The 18,642-nt window shown below is 68.1% G+C and carries 18 protein-coding genes and 1 pseudogene; 6 read left to right on the forward strand and 13 right to left on the reverse strand.

Translation table 11 applies throughout. The annotated features are described in order from the left end of the window. The 9 genes and pseudogenes from B0E41_RS04375 to B0E41_RS04415 all read right to left on the reverse strand — a co-directional run. A pseudogene (locus B0E41_RS04375) lies at nucleotides 1–917 on the reverse strand (hypothetical protein); the annotation flags it as partial. After that, nucleotides 914–2,296 carry an AAA family ATPase gene (locus B0E41_RS04380; protein ID WP_077329238.1) on the reverse strand — a complete coding sequence of 461 codons (1,383 nt, stop codon included), beginning with the start codon at nucleotides 2,294–2,296 and terminating at the stop codon, nucleotides 914–916. The pseudogene B0E41_RS04375 and the gene B0E41_RS04380, both read right to left, overlap by 4 nt. A 92-nt stretch (nucleotides 2,297–2,388) precedes the next feature. Further along, the gene (gene bktB, locus B0E41_RS04385) at nucleotides 2,389–3,573 is read right to left on the reverse strand and encodes a beta-ketothiolase BktB (protein WP_077329240.1); all 1,185 of its coding nucleotides are present in this window, start codon (nucleotides 3,571–3,573) and stop codon (nucleotides 2,389–2,391) included. A gap of 130 nt (nucleotides 3,574–3,703) precedes the next feature. Continuing rightward, nucleotides 3,704–4,282, reverse strand: a complete 579-nt coding sequence (locus B0E41_RS04390; protein WP_077329242.1) for a histidine phosphatase family protein — start codon at nucleotides 4,280–4,282, stop codon at nucleotides 3,704–3,706. Further along, a complete protein-coding gene (locus B0E41_RS04395; protein WP_077329244.1) occupies nucleotides 4,269–5,036 on the reverse strand; it encodes an SDR family NAD(P)-dependent oxidoreductase in 768 nt (255 codons plus the stop codon). The genes B0E41_RS04390 and B0E41_RS04395 overlap by 14 nt, the downstream gene beginning before the upstream one ends. Before the next feature lie 25 nt (nucleotides 5,037–5,061). After that, nucleotides 5,062–5,715, reverse strand: coding sequence for an RluA family pseudouridine synthase (locus B0E41_RS04400; RefSeq protein WP_077329246.1), 654 nt, complete (start codon nucleotides 5,713–5,715; stop codon nucleotides 5,062–5,064). Beyond that, the gene (locus tag B0E41_RS04405; protein ID WP_077329248.1) at nucleotides 5,712–6,200 is read right to left on the reverse strand and encodes a pyridoxamine 5'-phosphate oxidase family protein; all 489 of its coding nucleotides are present in this window, start codon (nucleotides 6,198–6,200) and stop codon (nucleotides 5,712–5,714) included. The genes B0E41_RS04400 and B0E41_RS04405 overlap by 4 nt, the downstream gene beginning before the upstream one ends. An 8-nt stretch (nucleotides 6,201–6,208) precedes the next feature. Beyond that, the gene (locus B0E41_RS04410; protein ID WP_171984662.1) at nucleotides 6,209–6,727 is read right to left on the reverse strand and encodes an OmpA family protein; all 519 of its coding nucleotides are present in this window, start codon (nucleotides 6,725–6,727) and stop codon (nucleotides 6,209–6,211) included. A 136-nt stretch (nucleotides 6,728–6,863) separates the two neighbouring features. After that, entirely contained in the window at nucleotides 6,864–7,403 is a 540-nt protein-coding gene (locus B0E41_RS04415; protein ID WP_077329252.1) for a FecR family protein, read from the reverse strand. Between the two features lie 137 nt (nucleotides 7,404–7,540). Between B0E41_RS04415 and B0E41_RS04420 the strand changes: the two genes are divergently transcribed. The 3 genes from B0E41_RS04420 (at nucleotide 7,541) to B0E41_RS04430 (ending at nucleotide 11,174) form a co-directional block, all read left to right on the forward strand. Continuing rightward, nucleotides 7,541–8,593 carry a tRNA-dihydrouridine synthase gene (locus B0E41_RS04420; protein WP_253194610.1) on the forward strand — a complete coding sequence of 351 codons (1,053 nt, stop codon included), beginning with the start codon at nucleotides 7,541–7,543 and terminating at the stop codon, nucleotides 8,591–8,593. Between the two features lie 30 nt (nucleotides 8,594–8,623). Next, complete coding sequence (gene gshA / locus B0E41_RS04425) at nucleotides 8,624–10,180, forward strand: glutamate--cysteine ligase (protein ID WP_077329254.1); 1,557 nt, start codon at nucleotides 8,624–8,626, stop codon at nucleotides 10,178–10,180. Between the two features lie 94 nt (nucleotides 10,181–10,274). Then, nucleotides 10,275–11,174, forward strand: coding sequence for a dienelactone hydrolase family protein (locus B0E41_RS04430; protein ID WP_077329256.1), 900 nt, complete (start codon nucleotides 10,275–10,277; stop codon nucleotides 11,172–11,174). A 7-nt stretch (nucleotides 11,175–11,181) separates the two neighbouring features. Here B0E41_RS04430 and B0E41_RS04435 read toward each other — a convergent pair whose 3' ends face one another. Next, nucleotides 11,182–11,478 carry a 2Fe-2S iron-sulfur cluster binding domain-containing protein gene (locus B0E41_RS04435; RefSeq protein WP_077329258.1) on the reverse strand — a complete coding sequence of 99 codons (297 nt, stop codon included), beginning with the start codon at nucleotides 11,476–11,478 and terminating at the stop codon, nucleotides 11,182–11,184. 351 nt (nucleotides 11,479–11,829) lie between these two features. Then, a complete protein-coding gene (locus tag B0E41_RS04440; protein WP_077329260.1) occupies nucleotides 11,830–12,300 on the reverse strand; it encodes a hypothetical protein in 471 nt (156 codons plus the stop codon). 115 nt (nucleotides 12,301–12,415) lie between these two features. On the opposite strand from B0E41_RS04440, the gene ylqF reads away from it, so the two are divergent. From ylqF to B0E41_RS04455, 3 genes are all read left to right on the forward strand, one after another. After that, entirely contained in the window at nucleotides 12,416–13,399 is a 984-nt protein-coding gene (gene ylqF, locus B0E41_RS04445; RefSeq protein WP_077329263.1) for a ribosome biogenesis GTPase YlqF, read from the forward strand. 98 nt (nucleotides 13,400–13,497) lie between these two features. Further along, a complete protein-coding gene (locus tag B0E41_RS04450; protein WP_143433655.1) occupies nucleotides 13,498–14,313 on the forward strand; it encodes a hypothetical protein in 816 nt (271 codons plus the stop codon). Nucleotides 14,314–14,336: 23 nt separating this feature from the next. Beyond that, nucleotides 14,337–14,738, forward strand: coding sequence for a carboxymuconolactone decarboxylase family protein (locus B0E41_RS04455; protein ID WP_077329269.1), 402 nt, complete (start codon nucleotides 14,337–14,339; stop codon nucleotides 14,736–14,738). An 18-nt stretch (nucleotides 14,739–14,756) separates the two neighbouring features. Here B0E41_RS04455 and B0E41_RS04460 read toward each other — a convergent pair whose 3' ends face one another. Next, entirely contained in the window at nucleotides 14,757–15,722 is a 966-nt protein-coding gene (locus B0E41_RS04460) for a transglutaminase family protein (protein WP_077329272.1), read from the reverse strand. A 154-nt stretch (nucleotides 15,723–15,876) separates the two neighbouring features. Next, on the reverse strand, nucleotides 15,877–18,471 hold the full coding sequence (locus B0E41_RS04465; protein ID WP_253194614.1) for a circularly permuted type 2 ATP-grasp protein: 2,595 nt from the start codon (nucleotides 18,469–18,471) through the stop codon (nucleotides 15,877–15,879). Nucleotides 18,472–18,642 lie beyond the last annotated feature (171 nt).

Genomic DNA, 18,642 nt, shown 5'->3' on the forward strand with positions numbered 1-18,642 from the left:
CGGTCGTCATAGCTCAGCAGCTGGGCCTCGGCACACCGCGCGCGCCACAGGCGGCGCAGCGTGGGGTGGGTGAGGTTCAGGCTCTCACTGCCGGTCATGCGCGCGAGCTGGCGCGAGCGGCGCACGCCGTCGATGGCGGTCGGCTCGGGCCGGCGCTCTTCTTCGTCGGCGGGGTGCCGCGCTGCGGGGGCTTGCGGCGCCGGTTCAGGGCGCGCGCTGACCGCGGGTGGCTGCCGGTGGTCGGTCTCGCGGCGGCCGACGCTGTCGATGAAGGTGGCGAGCGTGGGCAGGCGCTGCAGCAGTTCGCCGATGCGGCGCGCTTCCTGCCACTCACGGCGGTGCAGCTGGCCGGCCAGGTCGTCCCAGCGCAGGTGCGCCAGATCGCCCAGCGATTGCAGCAGGGCCAGCACCTCGTCCCAGCCCTGACGCTGCACGTCCCAGGTCTCGCGGAAGCCGGCGGCCATGCGCGCAATGGCCTGCGCCCGGGGTTGGTCCGCCGGGCGGTCGATCAGGCTGTCCAGGTGCCAGAGCAGGCTTTGCATCACCTGTTGGGTGAGCGGCGGGCTTTGGCGGGTGAGGGTCAGCAGGTCGAGCTCGGCGAGCAGCGGGCGCAGCGCCTGCGTGGCGGCGGCGTCGCCGAAATCGTGCGCCGGGTCGGGCAGCGCGCCGTCCAGCAGGGCCTGGACCCACCGCACCAGTTCGGGCAGGCGGCGCGGTGCCTCGCCGCTGCTGCACACCACCGCCCAGCGCCAGAGTTCGCGCGGGAGTTCGCCGAGATGTTGGTAGGGCGCATCCGGTGGCGCCAGTGCTTCAACGGGGCCGCTGTTCGGTGGACCGACCGCAGGGCGGCGCACACCCGGCGACGGCGCGTGGCCGGCCGACCCGCCCGTTCTGGCCGAGTCGGTCAATGCTGTCACGGGGCTTCCCAGTTCACCGGTGTGGGGAGGTCGGTCAGCGCATCGTCCACCGGCAGCGCCGCAAAACCGTGGCGCGTGGACTGGTGCTGCGCGCAGAGCACGGCGAGCTGGCCACAGCGCTCGGCGTGCACCGCCTCGATCTGCAGCAGCCAGGACGGCGGCAGCCAGGCGTGCGCGCGGGCCTTGCCCAGCACCGCGAGGGCTTCGTTCAGCCGCTCGTTGTGCAGCGCCACCAGCTGCTCCAGCAGCGCATCGCATTGCGCCACGCGCGCCTCGATGTGCACCGGGCTGTAGCGACGCTGGGCGCGCTCGCTGGTGATGCGCACCATCTCGCTCTCTTCGCCGGGCCGGGTGATGGCGCGTGCCAGCGCCAGCTTGCCCGCGCTGTCGTCTTGCGCGTCGTGCGGGGCGCGGCGTTCGGTGTCGAGCTGATGTTCGAAGGCCATCACGGCACGCTCCAGGCCGTCGATGGGCTGCGGTGCGGTGTGCGCCACCGCGTCGAGAAAGAACCGGGTCCAGCCGGGCACGTGGGCTGGGTCGGCCGCCAGCACATACGGCAGCACCCACAGGTCCCATTCGCCCACGGCCGGGGCGTCGCAGCTGGCGGCCTGCCATTGCAGCAGCGCCACGAGCTGTCGCCAGCGGCGGTCGGAGACCGTCTGGCCCGACGCGGCAGCGTGCTGCCGAGCCTGCAGCAGCAGAGCCAGGGCGCCTTCGCCCAGCGGCAGCGTTGCCGCACGCTGGCGAAGCGCCTCGATCTGTTCCAGGTCGATCAGGGCCTCGGCGGGCACCGGGCGGGCGTCGAAGGCGTCTGCCTGCAGCAGCGCCGCAAAGTGCTCGTCGTCCACCGGCTGCACCGGCACGCGCAGCAGGAAGCGGTCATAAAACGCGAGCAGGCTGTCGTCCTGTGGCTGCTCGTTGCTCGCGCCGACCAGACACACCAGCGGCACCGGCACACGCTGGCTGCCGTTGTCGAACTGGCGCTCGTGCAGCAGGCCGAGCAGGGTGTTGAGGATGGCGGAATTGGCCTTGAACACCTCGTCGAGAAACGCCACCTCGGCGCTCGGCAGGTAGCCCTCGGTCAGGCGCTCGTAGCGGTCGTTTTCCAGCGCGCGCAGCGAGAGCGGGCCAAACAGTTCCTCGGGCACGGTGAAACGCGTGAGCAGGCGCTCGAAATAGTGTGCACCGGGCAGCAAGCGCTGCAGCCGCCGAGCGAGCTCGCTCTTGGCCGTGCCCGGCGGGCCGAGCAGCAGCACGTGCTCACCCGCGAGCGCCGCCAGCAGCAGCGCCCGGGCCGCCACGTCGCGCTGCAGCAGGCCGCGCTCCAGCTCGGCCAACATGGGCGCCCAGGTGGCACCGGTGGTGTGTTCACGTGTCATGGGGTGCGACTGCAAATAGAAAGACAAAGAGCGCCAGTGTTGACGGCACCAGCGCCCCAGTCAAGACGCGAAGCGGCGCGGAGTGAGGGTGTTCACACCCTTTCGAATACCGCGGCGATGCCCTGGCCGCCGCCGATGCACATCGTCACCAGCGCGTAGCGGCCGTTGATGCGCTCCAGCTCGTACAGCGCCTTCACCGTGATCAGCGCACCGGTGGCGCCGATCGGGTGGCCGAGCGAAATGCCCGAGCCGTTGGGATTGACCTTGGCAGGATCCAGGCCGAGTTCTTTTGTCACGGCACAGGCCTGCGCGGCGAAGGCCTCGTTGGCCTCGATCACGTCCATGTCGTTGACGGTGAGGCCGGCTTTCTGCAGCGCCAGGCGCGAGGCCGACACCGGGCCGATGCCCATGATCTTGGGGTCCACGCCGGTGTGGGCATAGCCGACCAGGCGGGCCAGCGGCTTGGCTCCACGGGCCTTGGCCACACCCGCCTCCATCAGCACCACGGCCGCGGCGGCGTCGTTGATGCCCGAGGCGTTGCCGGCGGTCACGGTGCCATTTTCCTTCACGAACACCGGCTTGAGTTTGGCCATGTCTTCGAGCTTGCAGTTGGGGCGGAAGTGCTCGTCGGTGGCGTAGGCCACTTCGCCCTTCTTGCTCTTCTGCATGACCGGCACGATCTGGTCCTTGAAATAGCCGGCTTCGGTGGCGCGTTGCGCGCGGTTGTGGCTTTCGACGGCCAGCGCGTCTTGCATGTCGCGCGTGATGCCGTATTTGGTGGCGACGTTTTCGGCGGTCACGCCCATGTGGATGGTGTGGAAGGGGTCGTGCAGCGCGCCGACCACCATGTCGACCATCTTGCTGTCGCCCATGCGCGCGCCCCAGCGGGCCGAGAGGCTGGCGTAGGGGCCGCGGCTCATGTTTTCCGCGCCGCCGCCGATGGCGATGTCGCAGTCACCGAGCAGGATCGCCTGGCTGGCCGAAATGATGGCCTGCAGGCCCGAGCCGCACAGGCGGTTGACGTTGAACGCGGGCGTGCCTTCGGCGCAGCCGCCGTTGACCGCGGCGACGCGGGAGAGGTACATGTCTTTGGGTTCGGTGTTGACCACGTGGCCGAACACCACATGGCCGACGTCCTTGCCGTCCACGCCGGCACGGGCCAGCGTTTCCTTGACGACCAGGGCCGCCAGCTCGGTGGGCGGCGTGTCCTTGAGGCTGCCGCCATAGGTGCCAATGGCGGTGCGGGCGGCGCTGACGACAACAACTTCTCGGCTCATGTTCATCTCCTGTGTGTGTGGAATGGGCGTGCAGGTCGGTGGGACCGCTGATCGAACGATCAACGCCTCATGGTAAGCGTGGCTGGCTTACACGGGCCTTGTGCCAGCCACGCCGGCCCGCGCCAAGGTGTCAGGGGCGCTGGCGGGCGAGGACCTTGAGCCGCCCATCGCTGGCCGGTGGCCGGGTCAGAAACAGCTCGCCCATGGCCGGGTATTCGCCGGTCAGCGCCGAGATGTTGACCTGGTGCGTGACCAGCACCAGGTTGCCGGGCGCGCGGTGGGCGGCCAGGGCCTGCAGCACCTCGCGCGTCTGCGCCGGACCGACGTCGCCCTGGAAAAAGGAGTTGATGGCCGGCCACACGCTGTGCGCACCGAAGGCCAGCTGGGCGGTTTCGGTGCAGCGGCACCAGGCGCTGGAGCGCACCATGGGTGGGGCCATGCCTTGCGCCGCAAAGGCCTGCCCGACCCGGCGCGCCTGCGCCCGGCCTTCTTCGCTCAGGTTGCGCTGCGTGCGACAGTCGCCCAGGCGGAATTCGGGTGGGTCGCCGGTGCCTGGCTCGGTGGTGGCGTGGCGCATGAGCACTATGCAGCCGCCCGCGCGCAGTTGGCGCCAGAAATCAACGTCGTCGGCGGCGCTGGCCCAGCGCGTGACCATGCCGAGCGCGCCGACGCCCAGCAGGCTGCGTCGGCGCAGGTCAGCCGCGCACATCGGCCACCGGCTCCTGGCCGAAGTGGGGGTGGTTCAGAAAGGCCAGCACGCGGGCGGCGGCTTCGTCGGGGCTGCTGAGTTGCCCCTGCTGTTTCAGTTGCACAAAACGCTGCAGGTCGGGGAACGCCTCGGGGTCGCCCGCGCGCAGTTGCACCTGCATGTCGGTGTCGATCACGCCGGGCGCGAGCGACACCAGCTTGGCACCGTGCGGGCGACCGGCTTCGTCCAGCGCGCTGCAGCGGGTGAAGTGGTCCAGGCCGGCCTTGGCGGCGCAGTACGGCGCCTGGGCCGCCATGGCGCGGCGCCCGAGGCCGGACGAAATGTTGAGCACCTTGCGGTGGCCGCGCCACCCGCCATCGACCCAGGCGGCGGTGGCGCGCAGGAACGCGCCGGTCAGCAGCATGGGCGCTTCCAGCCCGACCCGCAGCGCGGCCGTCAGCTCCTCGGGCGGGCAGTCTTGCAGCGGGCCGATGCGCGGGATCATGCCGGCGTTGTTGATCAGCGTGGCGCTGGCCAGGCTCGGGGCATCGAGCTGCGACAGCCATTGCGCCAGCCTCGCCGCAGCGCCCGCACCGTCCAACAGGTCCAGGCTCCACTGCATCACGGTCGCGCGCTGTGCGTGGGCCAGTTCGGCGAGCTCGGGACTGGTCTTGCGCGACAGGCAAAGCAGCGGGCGGCCGGGTGCAATCAGCTGACGGGCCATGGCCAGACCCAGGCCGCGCGACGCGCCGGTGAGGATGATCAGATCGTGCATGGCGCCAGTTTGCCAGGGCCGGGCTTCAGAACGGGCAAGGCGCCTCGAAAGCCCGCATGTCGCCAGTGGCAGGGTGCGGAATCTCGATGGCTTGCGCGTGCAACAGCAGCCGCCCGGCCATGGCCTCCTGGGCCGGGCTCGCGTACAGCGGGTCGCCCACGATGGGGAAGCCGATGGCCTGCAGGTGCACGCGCAGCTGGTGCGAGCGGCCGGTGACGGGCTCCAGCTCCAGGCGGGTGGTGCCCGCGATGGGCGTGCCGCCCGAAGCGTGGCGCCAGCGCGTGAGGCTGGGCTTGCCGATGGCGTGATCAACGATGCTGCGCGGCCGTGCCATCCAGTCCAGGATCAGGGGCAGGTCGATGGTGTTCCAGCCGTTGTCGGGCTGCGGGTTGAGCAGTTGGCCCGCGACCACGGCGAGGTAGCGCTTGTGCACCCGGCGCTTCTCGAACGCCAGGCTCAGGCGCCGTTGTGCTTCGATGCCACGCGCCATGAGCACCAGCCCTGAGGTCGCCATGTCGAGCCGGTGCACCACCAGCGCATCGGGGTAGGCCGCCTGGGCGCGGGTGCTCAGGCAGTCTTGTTTGTCCGGCCCGCGACCGGGCACGGCGAGCAGGCCAGCGGGCTTGTCGAAGACCAGCAAGCTCTCGTCGGCGTGCACGAGGTTCAGAAGGGCATTCACGGGGTTGTTGACGCCAGCGCCCGACGGATTTCGTCGGCCGGCAGGCTGCGCGCAGCACCGAAGCCGGCCACCTGACGCGCCCCGAGCAGTTGCAGGCGCACGAAGCGGAAATCGCCCAGCGCGGTCATGGGCTCGGCCTCGGGAAACCTTTGCAGGTAGGTCCGCCGCGCCTCCAATGCTTCGTCGGTGTCGGGCACGGCCGTGCGGGCGAGCGCGTCCAGGGTCACGCGCGGCAGGGCGTGCACCGGCTCATCGGCCACTTCTGGCGCGCACACCAGCAGTGACACGCGCGGTGTGCGCTGCATGTTGCCGGTGTGGGCGGCCAGCGCGCTCACGTGAAGGATCAGTTCGTGCGCTTCGGTGTCGATGGCGAACGGCACCATCGACACGAAGACGTCGCCCGAAGCGTCGAGGGAGCCCAGCGCAGCGGTGCGACGCGACTGCAACAAAGCCCGCAAGGACGCGGTGAGGCTGTGTTCGCCCATGTCCGTGCTCAGCGGACGATGATGTCGGCCCGCCGGTTGCGGGGTTCGGGCACGTCGTCGTCGGTGGGCACCACCGGTTCGCGCTCGCCGCGGCCTACCGCGTCAATGAGGTCGGCCTTGAAGCCGCGCGCAACCAGCACGTCGCGGATGGCGTCGGCGCGTCGCAGCGACAGCGCGTCGTTGTCGTCGGCCGCGCCTTGCCGGTCGGTGTGGCCCACGATCACGATTTCGCCACCACTGCGTGCCCGGGCGGCGGCCAGGATCGCGTCGAGCCCGGCCATCGACTCCGGCGTGAGGTCCGATGTGCCCGGCTGGAAGTTCAGCGTGTAGCGCTGCGGCGCGGGAGGTTGCAGCGAAAGCAGTGTCGGGTAGCGCTCGCGCACCTCGGCTTCGCTGGAGGTGAGTTGCTCGACGTTGCCCTTGCGTCCGATCTCGGCGACCGCGTAGGGAGAGGACAGCTCGACGCTCGCGGTGGCGGTGCTGACGTTCACCGCGCTCTTCACCCCGTCCTGAGGCAGGAGCAGCACGCGGCTGGCCGGGGCGCAGGCTGCTGCGCACAGGCAGGCCGAGAGCGCCAAAAGGAGGGATCGGTGGGGGGCTGGAGCCATCGGAATCATTCGCGACCGAGTGTGTCGAACCGCACGCTGGCGTTGCTACGTGGCGTCATCGGCGCAGTCTACTATGGTCATTCCAGTGGTGACGCAGGTAGTAAGAGAGGGGCTCTGGCGACGCCGCTTCGACGATGAAATCGGTGCCCCGCACACCCACCACCGACGTCGGTGTGCGCACCTTGAAGCGCTCGGGGTTGGCCTTGGCCAGCAGTCCTGTGACGACGCGCACAGACCCTTGCAGCAGATCCAGCACGAAGTTGCCGCTCTGCGTGGTCGAATCAAATTGGAACTGGCTGAGATCGACGGTCGTGTTCGGCCCCATGGTCAGCACCGTGCCGTCCTTGAGCACGATGCTGGCGCCCCCTGTCTGGCCTGTGCGCACGCGGTCGCCCTGGCGCAGCGCGTCGCCAGGCGCCGGCGTTGTGCGGCCTGGTTCATGGCCCAACTGAATCTCGCCCTGAACCTGTTTGAACGAGCCCATGCGGGTCGCGTCGACCGGCGTCTTGGTGGTCTGGGCCGATGCCAGCGAAGCGCTCAACAACAGGCCGACCCAAAGGGTTCGATGGACACGCGTCAGCGTTGGTAAAAACATGGGGCAACTCCGGGGCGACAAAGGCACAACAGGGCATGGTAGCGGGAGGCCCATGTTCCGGGCAAGGCCGTCGTTCACGTGTGAGCTCCCTACAATCCCGGTGCTGGCCGGAGCCTGTTCTCCCGCGCCGGAGAACCATGCAAACCCCCCTGAACCTCATGCTCGCGCCGATGGAAGGCCTGCTCGACGCGACGCTGCGCGATGTGCTCACGCGCACCGGCGGCATTGATCGCTGCGTGAGCGAGTTCATTCGGGTCACCAACACCGTGCTGCCCGAGCGCGCCTTTTTCCGCGTGGTGCCCGAGCTGCAGAATGGCGGGCGCACCCGGGCTGGCGTGCCGGTGCGGCCCCAGCTGCTGGGCTCTGACCCGGCCTGCCTGGCCGACAACGCCGAGCGCCTGGCCGCGATCAGCCCGTTTGGCGTGGACCTGAACTTCGGTTGCCCGGCCAAGACGGTGAACCAGAGCCGGGGTGGTGCGGTGCTGCTGGACGAACCCGAGCTGATCGGCCGCATCGTCGAGGCCGTGCGCCGCGCCGTGCCGGCCCAGGTGCCGGTGTCGGCCAAGATGCGGCTGGGCTTCAACGACGACCACCGGGCGGAAGACTGCGCGCAGGCGATTGCCCAGGCCGGCGCCGACGAGCTGGTGATCCACGCGCGCACCAAGGCCCATGGCTACCGCCCGCCGGCCTATTGGGACCGCATCGCCGAGGTGCGCGGTGCGCTGCCGTCGGGGCCCATGCGGGTGATCGCCAACGGCGAGATATGGAGCGTGGCCGACGCCGAGCGCTGCCGCGAGGTGACGGGTTGCGACGCGCTCATGATCGGCCGTGGCATGGTGACCGACCCGGGCCTGGCGCTGGCGATCAAAGGGCAGGGCAGCGTGCCGTGGAGCGACATCACACCCTTGCTGTCGGTGTATTGGCAGCAGGTGAGTGGTCGGGTGGAGCGGCGCCACCGTGCCGGGCGCCTGAAGCAGTGGCTCAACTATCTGCGCAAGCGTTATCCCGAGGCGCAGGTGGCGTTTGACGCGCTTCGCACCTGCACCGAGCCACAGCAGATCGAAGCCTGGCTGGCGTCCAACGCCGCCGGACTGGCCACGCCGGTGCGCCCGGTGGCGCCCGTGGCGCGCCGTTTCCTGCCAGAAAACCCCATCGCCACGCCGCCAGCAGGAATCGCACAGCCGTGTTAACTTCCGGCCCCGGACCCGAACAAGACCCTTATGACCTCTCTGAAACACCGGCTGCATGCCCTGGGCAACGAGCGCCTGCGAGGCATGAAGCGCGGCCTCGAAAAAGAAAGCCTGCGCTCGCAGCCGGACGGCAAACTCGCGCTCACGCCGCACCCTGCGGCGCTGGGCAGTGCGCTGACCCACCCTCACATCACCACCGACTACTCTGAGTCGCAGCTGGAGCTGATCACCGGCGTGCACGGCAGCGTGCAGGCTTGCCTTGATGAGCTGGCCGAGGTGCACCAGTTCACGGTGCGCAGCCTCAAGGCGGCGGGCGAGGAAATGATGTGGGCCTCCAGCATGCCGTGTGGCCTGCCGACCGACGAAACCATCCCGCTCGGGCGCTACGGTTCGTCCAACGTGGGCCGTGCCAAGAGCGTTTACCGCATGGGCCTGGGCCACCGCTACGGCCGCCGCATGCAGACCATCTCGGGCATCCACTACAACTGGTCGCTGCCGGGTGTCGACAACGACGGCTACTTCGCCCTGATCCGCAACTTCCGCCGCCACGCGTTTCTGCTGCTCACGCTGTTCGGCGCTTCACCCGCCGTGTGCTCCAGCTTCGTCGAAGGCCGCCAGCACGAGCTGCAACCGCTGGGCACCAATGGCTCGTTGCACATGCCGCACGGCACCTCGCTGCGCATGGGTCGCCTGGGTTACCAGAGCGATGCGCAGTCCACGCTGGCCGTGAGCTACAACGGACTGGAGGGCTACGCGGCTTCGCTGCACGATGCGCTGACCCGCCCCTGGCCCGCCTACGAGACCGTGGGCATCCGCAACCCGGGCGGCGACTACAACCAGCTCGCCACCACGCTGCTGCAGATCGAAAACGAGTTCTACGGCACCATCCGCCCCAAACGCGTGATCTACCAGGGCGAGCGCCCGTTGCACGCGCTGCGCGAGCGTGGCGTGGAGTACATCGAGGTCCGTCTCATGGACCTCAACCCGTTCGAGCCCATTGGCATCGGCGCACCCACATTGCGCTTCCTCGACGTGTTCTTGCTGCACTGCCTGTTGAGTGACAGCCCGCCCGACACCCCCGACGAGATCCACGAACTCGCGCACAACCAGCACCTCACGGCGGCCCGTGGCCGCGAGCCAGGTCTGAACCTGCAGCGCAACGGACAGAGCGTGCCGCTGCAGCAATGGGGCCTGGAGATCATTGACCGGCTGGTGCCCTTGGCCGAGCGGCTGGACGCGCTGCACGGTGGCGACGAACACGTGCAAGCCGTCGCACAGGCGCGCGCCTCGCTGCAAGCGCCCGACACCTTGCCTTCGGCGCGCGTGTTGCGAGCGGTGCAGGAGCGCCATGGCGATTCTTTCGTGGCCTTTGCGCGCGAGCAGTCGGGCGAGATCCACCGCCAGTTGCTGGCGCTGCCCTGGTCGTCCAAGCAACAGGCCCGCTACGAGGCCACGGCGGCGAAGTCGCTGGTCGATCAGCGTGCCATTGAAGACGCCGACACCATGCCCTTCGAGATCTACCGCCAGGAATACGTGTCGGAACACCGCCTGGGACGGGCCCAGACGCCCAGCGCCGCGCTGGCCTGAACCCTGTCACGCTGGAAACCCGCGCTGCGCGTGGGTGTACTCCGGCCTCCGCCACAGGCCGATAAGCTGGGTGTCTTTTTCAAAGGAGACGCCCATGGCCAGGACACCCCGATTGACGGCAGCGGACTTTGATCAGGAATTGCTGATCCTGTTCGACGCCTATGTGCATGGCGACATCGACCGCCGTGGCTTTCTTGATCAGGCCGCCCGGTTCGCGGTGGGTGGACTGACGGCGGCCGGCATCCTCGCCGCGCTCAGCCCGGATTTCGCCATCGCCCAGGTGGTGCCGCAAGGCGATCCGCGCATCCGCACCGAGCGCGTGGACTTTGCGTCACCCAACGGGTACGGAACCGTCAAGGCCTACGTGGCCAAACCGGCCAACGCCAGCGGCAAGCTGCCCGCCGTGCTGGTGGTGCACGAAAACCGAGGCCTGAACCCGCACATCGAGGACATCGCGCGCCGCCTGGCGGTGGACGGCTACCTCGCCTTCGCCCCCGACGCCCTCACGCCGCTGGGCGGCTACCCGGGCGACGAAGACAAGGCGCGCACCATGTTCGGGCAACTCGATCAGGCCAAGACGCGGCAGGACTTCATCGCCGCGGCGGGGGTGCTCAAGGCACGGCCCGACAGCAGCGGGCGCGTGGGCGTGGTGGGCTTTTGTTATGGCGGCGGCATCGCCCACATGCTGGCCACACAGCTGCCCGATCTGGCCGCGGCCGTGCCGTATTACGGCAACCTCCCGCCGGTCGAGGACGCGGCCAAGGTCAAGGCGCCGCTGTTGATCCACTTCGCCGCGGTCGATGAGCGCATCAACGCCGCCTGGCCTGCCTATGAGGCCGCGCTCAAGGCGGCCGGTGCCAAGTACACCGCGCACCAGTACGCCGGCACCCAGCACGGCTTCAACAACGACACCACGCCGCGTTTCGACGCGGCCGCGGCCAAGCTGTCGTGGGAGCGCACCATGGCTTTCTTCGCGCAGAACTTGCGCGGCTGAAGCGGCCTCAATCGATCGGCGGCGCGAGCACCACGTCGCTGGTCGGGCTCGCCACGCAGGGCAGCACACAGCCCTTCGCCTTTTCTTCGGGCAGCAGCCCCGGCCACGCCACGCTGTAGCGCACCGTTCCGCTCACCAACTGGCCGATGCACGCGCGGCAGGTGCCGTTGCGGCACGAGGCCGGCCAAGGCACGCCAGCGTCCAGCAGCGCGCGCAGCAGTGTGGTTTCGGCCGGCACGGTCAGGGTCTCTCCCTTGTGTGGCAGATGCAGTTGAAACGTGTCGGGTTCGGGCGAAGTTCGCATGTGCACAAATCTAACCGAGTGATGCCTGCTCCGGGTAGTGGAAGGCCATGCGTGCACTGCCTGTTGAACAGGCGATCTAAAGAATATTCAATTAAAACAAGCACTTGGCCTGCTTTTACAAGGCTTGCCTGGACTTATGCACAAGCTTGTCCAAGGTTTAACGGGACAAGTGAATAACCGCCGTGGTGCCATTGCCTGTTTCGCAGGCAAATTGAAGAAGTGCCTAGCGCCACAAGCACTTGCGAGCGCCGTACATGGCTTGCGGTGGGTTATTCACAGGGTTGTCCAGTGAACGCGGGGACAACTCATGCAGCGCGCAGAGGCGCTCAGGCGCCTCACGCGGGCGGCGAATCACACCTCGCCGCCGAAGCGTTTGATCAGGTTGTCGATGTACTTTTCGACCAGCTTTTCAAACTCGCCCTCGACGATGGGGGCCACCACCATCTTCATCAGGCCGGGCAGCGGCACCTCGATCTCGCCCTGGATGGCCAGCGCCACGCTGGTGGACTTCTTGTTGTCCACGGTGGTCCAACTGCCACCCACCAGCGCGTTGCCCACGCCCTTGACCGGCGTCCACTTCACCGTGCCTTTGGCCGCATCGCTGATGTATTTGCTGGCGTAGATGGTCTGGATGTTGACCTGTGCCGTGCCGACTTTCTCCATCTCCCACTGGTACACACCGCCACCCATGTCGGTGAGCTGTTCGACTTTGGGAAAATGGGCGACCGAAGCCGGCACGTCGGACAGCAGCTCGAACACCTCGTTGGCCTTGGCCTTGACGGTGAACTCGTAGCCCAGATCGATCTTCACGGTGATGCTCATGGGTCTCCTTTGGGGACGTTGTGGAAAGATCGGGCCATTCTGGCACGCTGTTCCGCCCCGTCGATAGAGGCTTTTCCCCAGCGCACAATCCCCGCTCCGACCGAAAGAACGAACAATGAGCATCCAGTGGTTTCCCGGGCACATGCACCTCACGCGCAAAGCCATCGGCGAGCGCGTGAAAGAGATCGACGTGGTGATCGAGATGCTCGACGCGCGCCTGCCCGGCAGCAGCGCCAATCCGCTCATGGCCGAGCTCACCAGCGGGCGGCCCACGCTCAAGGTGCTCAACAAGCAGGACATGGCCGACCCCACACGCACCGCGCTCTGGCTCGCCCACTACAACGCGCAGCCGAACACGCGCGCCATCGCGCTCGACGCCAGCGACACCGCACCGGCCCGCGCGCTCATCGAGGCCTGCTTCGCGCTCGCGCCCCGGCGCGGCGGCATGGTCAAGCCCATGCGCGTGCTGATCTGCGGCATTCCCAACGTGGGCAAGTCCACGCTGATCAACACGCTCAAAGGCAAACGCGCGGCCAAGACCGGCGACGAAGCCGGCGTGACCCGCACCGAGTCGCGCATCGCTCTGGCCGACGACTTCTACCTCTACGACACACCCGGCATGCTCTGGCCGCGCATCTTTGTGCCCGAGAGCGGCTTCAACCTGGCCGCCAGCGGCGCGGTGGGCAAGAACGCCTACGACGAACAGGAAGTGGCCTATGAGCTGCTGGCCTTGCTCAAGGCCGACTACCCCGCGCTGCTCGAAGCCCGCTACAAGCTGGGCCGCACGCCCGAGGCCTATGCCCAGGCGCCCGAAGACGAGCTGCTGGAGGCCATCGGCCGGCAGCGCGGCGCGCTCGCGGGCGGCGGCAAGATCAACCTGCAGAAAGCGGCCGAACTCGTCATCTCAGACTTCCGCCACCAGCACATCGGCCGCATCACGCTCGAAACGCCCGAGCTGTTCGGCCGCTGGATGAGCGCCGGGCTGAAGTCCGACGCCGACCGTGCCGAGCGCAAAAAGGCGCTGCGTGAGCAGGGCCTCATCAGCCCCGAGCGCAAGCCCAAGGTGGACCAACGCGCCGCGCCGCGCAAGCCGCGCTGAAGGTGCTTCATGCCAACCAGCATTGCGTTTCAGGGAGCAGCGTGAACAACACAACAGCACAGGGCTTGTCGGGCAGGTACAGGAAGATTTCCAAGTGGATGGCCCTGATCGCCTTGATGGCATGGCTGACTGGCTGCAAGCCCGCCAGCCAAAACATCGACAAGCGGCTTGCCGACTACCAGGCGCGTCTGCAAGCCTGCGTGGACTCGATGGAGAACAAGACCCGCATCCCGATCATGGGCGGCGGCGAAATCGACACTTCGCGGTTTGCCTTCAACGTGCCGCACATGAACATCACCGACGAGGGCGAGTGCGGGGCGGTGGGTTTTGAGGCGGAGTTCTATTGGACCGGCGAGAAGATCGTTCCCAACGCGCCCAAGTTCACCGGTCTGCACCCGACCCAGATACCGCCCGAGTGGCGGGTTTTGCGGGTAGGTGCAAAGCTGGGCAACCGCAGGCTGGGGCAACAGTGCAGAGAGCATTTTGATCCGCAGAAATGCCCAAACCCAAACTACAAGGCGCCAGCCCCGCCTCTGAACTGGCCCGAACATCTGATCGTACGGCCAAAGGCCTATCCGGGACTGGAGTTGAGACTGCAGCCAGTTCGAGATACCCGACCGACGGGAATTACCTTTTTTATGGTGGATTGGCCCCGCAAGGATGGGGTAACTCCTCGTGATCTCCACTGCTTCGCGATGAGCGGAAAGGTGCCCGTCGAAACCATGACCGTGGCCGAGCTTGAACAGCTGGACTTCGGAAAACGCACCTTCCCGTGTGACGTCGAATATGGCAGCTTCGACTTCAAAGGCGGGGCGGCGCGCATCAAGACTGGCACCGAGGCTCTTCGCGACATCGTCCCCGCCCTCAAGGCGCTTCAACAGTATTTGTCTGATTCCATCATCAAGGAGGATTGAGGCACGCCTCAATCCCGAACGCCATGTCCACCACCACACCGCCCCAAAACCCCGAAGCCGATCCGCGCGTCAAGGCCGTGTTCGACGACATTCGCGCCACGCGCCAGACCGACTTCATCAACAACATGTGGCGCTACCTGGCGTTCGACGCCGCGCTGCTGGAGCAGACCTGGGCCGAGGTCAAGCGCGTGATGGCCACGCCGTCGACGCTGGACCCGCTGACCAAGGAGATGGTTTACATCACCGCGTCCATCATCAACGGCTGCAGCTACTGCGTGCACTCGCACACGGCGGCGGCCACGGCCAAGGGCATGACGCGCGAGCAGCACGCGGAGCTGATGTGCATCGTCGCGCTCGCGGCCAAGACCAACCAGCTGGCGACGGCGCTGCAGGTGCCGGTGGACCCGGTGTTTGACCGGGGCTGAACGCCCCGGCAGCGATGTTCAGGCGCCCTGCAGGGCGTCGAATTCGGCGGGCGGTGCGACCGTGACGCCGACGTGCAGCACGTGGCGCGCACCGCCCTGGATGACGCCCCGCATGGGCGAGACATCGGAGAAGTCGCGCCCGGTGGCGAGGGTCACGTACTCCTCGCCCGGGCTGCCCAGGCCGCTGCGGTTGTTGGTGGGATCGAAGTCGAACCACAGGCCTTCGGGCGCAGCGGATTCGCCCTCGGCCACGTCGGTGCTCGCGGGCAGCGGCGCGTAGACCGAGACCCAGGCGTGTGATGCGTCCGCGCCGATCAGGCGCGGCTTGCCGGGCGGCGGCTGGGTGAGCAGGTAGCCGCTCACGTAGCGCGCGGGCAGGCCCAGGCTGCGCAGGCAGCCGAGCATGATGTGGGCGAAGTCCTGGCACACGCCCTTGCCCTGTTTCAGCGCCTGCAGCGGCGGTGTGTTCACCTCGGTGCTGGCGGTCTTGTATTCCATCTCGGTGTGGATGCGCTCCATCAGCGCCTGCACAGCCTCGAGCAGCGGCAGGCCCGGTTTGAAGGCCGGGCGGGCGAAAGCGATGAAGGTGTCGTCGCGCGGCACATAGGGCGAGGCAAAGAGGAACTCGCTCGCCGGATCGTAGGGCGCGCCGGCGCGGTAGCGGAAGTGGTTGCGCGCGCGCTCCCAACTCAGCGCCGTCCACTCGGCGTCGTCGGGCAGGGGCCCGGGCTCGTGGGTTTCGACCAGGCTGTCGGCCTCCACCACCAGCGTTTCATGGGGGGCCTGCAACGAGAAAAAAGTGCGCTGGTTGCCGAAGACATCGGTGGTCTGGCTGCGCGCCGCAGGCTCGGGCTTGACGCGCAGCGCGTGGGCCTGCACAGCCTGCGTCGGCGTGTCCACCGGCGAGAGGTGCACCATGTGCTGCGCCATGTCCACACTGCCGCGGTAGCGGTAGGTGGTGGTGTGAACAATGCGAAGCAGCATGTCAGATTGTCATTCAGCCAAAGCGAGAGACGCAGGCGTACCAGGCACGCCGGCCGGGAACACCGCGGAACCGGCTTTGCCGGGCCGCAGGTGTTGCCCCTTGAGGGGCTGAGCGGTTACGCGCAGCGAGCAAGCGATGGGGGGGAGCTTCATCCTAGGCGCTCAAGGTCTGGTTCTTGCTGTCGGCGTGACTGAAGTGCAGGCGCGTGATTTCTTCAGAAAGTTCACCAGCCGCGTCTTCGCAATCTTCGAGCAGCGCTTCCAGATCGCCCCAGTGGCGCTTGCCTTCGGGATGGCGCTGCCAGTTGCTCAGGTCGGCCAGCACCCAGGTGTCGGGGTCGGGCAGGCCTTGGGCGAGCACGGCGTCTTGCGGTGTGGCGCTTTGCGAGAGTTTGGCCAGGCGGGAGCGCAGGGTCTGCACCACCCACGCCAGTGAGCGCGGGTTGTCGCGGTCCATCACCAGCAGGTCGATCAGGGCCACCATGTCGCGGCGCTGCTGGTACTGGGCGTGAAAGGTGATGGTGCTGTCGAACAGGGCCACCACGGCTTCGAAGCCGGCCTGGTCGTGCACGCACCCGTGTTCGAGTCCGAGCATGAGCGCGCGCGAGAGCGTGATCAGGCGTTCGATGTGGCGGCCCACCGAGAGCAGGCGCCAGCCGCTGTCGCGCACCATGCGGTCGGTCTGCGCGCCAGTGATGGCGGCGAGCAGCTCGCTCGCGTTCTGCAGCGCGGCCAGGGCCTCGGTGTTGGCGTACTCGGCGTCGGCGGCCATCTCGGCGCAGTCGCGGGCGAAGCCGGCTTCGGTGCGCTCGATCAGATTCCAGTGCTCTTGCGACAGGCGCTCGCGCACCTGCGCGGCCGAGGCTTTCAGCGCGCGCAGGTTGAAGCCCACGCTGAACGACTGCCCGGCCAGGGGCGTGCCGGGCTCGGGCGAGAGGCCGGCCATGAGCGAGCGCGCGAACACGCGGGCCGATTGTTCGGCGGCGGGCACGTCGGGCAACACCAGCGAGTTCTCGTGGGCGGTGGCCGACAGCCAGGCCATGAGCGGCTTGGAGTTGGGCTCTTCCCCACCCAGGTGGTTGAGCACGATCTGCGCGAGGCGGATGCTGTTTTCCGCGCGCTCGGTGTAGCGCCCGAGCCAGAACAGGTTTTCCGCAGCGCGGCTGGTGACCGGGCGTTTGTGCTGTGCCAACGCCATGGTGCTGGGCGCGCTTTGCAGCAGGCTGGTGTGGTCCACCACGCCCTCGGTCTGCACCCAGCAGTCGGCGCTGCTTCCGCCGCGTTGCATGGAGGCCATCAGCTGGCCGCGCGGCGCCAGGCGCACCAGACCGCCGGGCAGCATGCGCCAGCTTTGGGGGCCGTCGGCGAGGGCGAACACGCGCAGCATGGACGAGCGCGGTGCAATGGCCCCCACCCCAGGCTCCGCCTGGCCCGCCGAAGGGGTGCCGTCGTTCTTGATGCGACCGGGCGAACCGCCGAGTCGTTCACCGATCCAGGTGGGGGTTTGCGCCAGCGGCAGCCAGGCCTGCACGGTGTAGTCGTCGGGGTGCCGCAACATGCGGCCCGCCCATTCATCAAGCTCGCGCGCTTTCAGGCTCTGGCCCATGGCGGTGTCGCGGCCCGAGTGCGGGTAGGTGGGCTTGATCACGCTGTCCTTGAGCAGCGGCAGCACCTCGCGCAGGGCCGCGTCTTCGCCGCACCACCAGGTGGCGAGCGAGGGCAGGCTCAGCTCTTCACCCAGCAGGTGGCGGCTGATGGCGGGCATGAAGCCCAGCACGGCGCTCGATTCGAGCGGGGCCGAGCCCGGTGCGTTGGCCAGCAGCAGGTTGCCCGCGCGCAGCACCTGCAGCAGACCGGGCACGCCCAGGCGCGAGTCGGATCGCAGCTCCAGCGGATCGAGCCACTCGTCGTCGAGCCGCTTGATCAAAGCGTGCACCGGCTCGAGGCCGCTGAGTGTCTTGAGGTAGAGGCGCTGGTCGCGCACGGTGAGGTCGTTGCCCTCGACCAGCGTGAGACCGAGGTAGCGCGCGAGGTAAGCGTGTTCGAAATAGGTTTCGTTGTACGGCCCGGGCGTGAGCAGCGCGATGCGCGCGTTCTCGCCCTCGGGCGCCATGGCCTTGATGCCGTCCATGAGTGCGCGGTAGCTCGCGGCCAGGCGCTGCACCTTCATGCCGGCAAAGGCCTTGGGGAACTGGCGCGCAATGGCAATGCGGTTTTCCAGCAGGTAGCCCAGGCCCGAGGGCGCCTGTGTGCGCTGGCCCACCACCCACCAGCGACCGTCCGGCCCGTGGGCCAGATCGAATGCCACGATGTGCAGCCAGGTGCCGCCCACCGGTTTGACCCCTTGCATGGCGCGCAGGTAGCCCGGGTGGCCCTGCACCAGGGCGGCCGGCAGCAGGGCGCGCTTGAGCAACTCGCGTGGGCCGTACAGGTCGGCCATCATGGCGTTGAGCAGGCGCGTGCGCTGCAGCACGCCGGCCTCGATCTGTGCCCAGTCTTTCGGGCTCACGATCATGGGGAACAGGTCCAGCGCCCAGGGGCGCTGCTGGCCGGTGGCGGCGTCGGCGTAGACGTTGTAGGTGACGCCGTTGTCGCGGATCTGTCGCTGCAGGTTGTCGTTGCGGCGGTTCAGGTCGGCGAGGCCGTCGGTCCCGACGTGGTCGAAAAAGCTGGCCCAGGTGGGCGCCAGCTCGTCGGTACCTGGCTGGCGCAACTCGTCGCGGTGCCCCTTATCGGCAGCCACGGACAACGACAAGGCCCAGTCCCGGGGGGACTCGGGGCCAAGGTCGTCAAAAAGGGAGTCTCGGGATTCTTCTGGGGTCACGGGTTTGGAGTATGCCCGCGTGGGCACGCCGGGTGGTGCCGCCGGGGCAGCTTCATGGCCTTGACCTGTGGTGTCCTTCACGTGCTTGTGTTTTCT

This window comes from Hydrogenophaga sp. A37, from assembly GCF_002001205.1.
In the GTDB taxonomy this organism is placed as follows: domain Bacteria; phylum Pseudomonadota; class Gammaproteobacteria; order Burkholderiales; family Burkholderiaceae_C; genus Hydrogenophaga.

Coding starts and splice junctions, on each gene's coding strand:
- B0E41_RS04380 (WP_077329238.1), bottom strand. CDS start 2,296: ATGACACGTGAACACACCACCGGTGCCACCTGGGCGCCCATGTTGGCC.
- bktB (WP_077329240.1), bottom strand. CDS start 3,573: ATGAGCCGAGAAGTTGTTGTCGTCAGCGCCGCCCGCACCGCCATTGGC.
- B0E41_RS04390 (WP_077329242.1), bottom strand. CDS start 4,282: ATGTGCGCGGCTGACCTGCGCCGACGCAGCCTGCTGGGCGTCGGCGCG.
- B0E41_RS04395 (WP_077329244.1), bottom strand. CDS start 5,036: ATGCACGATCTGATCATCCTCACCGGCGCGTCGCGCGGCCTGGGTCTG.
- B0E41_RS04405 (WP_077329248.1), bottom strand. CDS start 6,200: ATGGGCGAACACAGCCTCACCGCGTCCTTGCGGGCTTTGTTGCAGTCG.
- B0E41_RS04415 (WP_077329252.1), bottom strand. CDS start 7,403: ATGTTTTTACCAACGCTGACGCGTGTCCATCGAACCCTTTGGGTCGGC.
- B0E41_RS04420 (WP_253194610.1), top strand. CDS start 7,541: ATGCAAACCCCCCTGAACCTCATGCTCGCGCCGATGGAAGGCCTGCTC.
- gshA (WP_077329254.1), top strand. CDS start 8,624: ATGACCTCTCTGAAACACCGGCTGCATGCCCTGGGCAACGAGCGCCTG.
- B0E41_RS04430 (WP_077329256.1), top strand. CDS start 10,275: ATGGCCAGGACACCCCGATTGACGGCAGCGGACTTTGATCAGGAATTG.
- B0E41_RS04435 (WP_077329258.1), bottom strand. CDS start 11,478: ATGCGAACTTCGCCCGAACCCGACACGTTTCAACTGCATCTGCCACAC.
- B0E41_RS04440 (WP_077329260.1), bottom strand. CDS start 12,300: ATGAGCATCACCGTGAAGATCGATCTGGGCTACGAGTTCACCGTCAAG.
- ylqF (WP_077329263.1), top strand. CDS start 12,416: ATGAGCATCCAGTGGTTTCCCGGGCACATGCACCTCACGCGCAAAGCC.
- B0E41_RS04450 (WP_143433655.1), top strand. CDS start 13,498: ATGGCCCTGATCGCCTTGATGGCATGGCTGACTGGCTGCAAGCCCGCC.
- B0E41_RS04455 (WP_077329269.1), top strand. CDS start 14,337: ATGTCCACCACCACACCGCCCCAAAACCCCGAAGCCGATCCGCGCGTC.
- B0E41_RS04460 (WP_077329272.1), bottom strand. CDS start 15,722: ATGCTGCTTCGCATTGTTCACACCACCACCTACCGCTACCGCGGCAGT.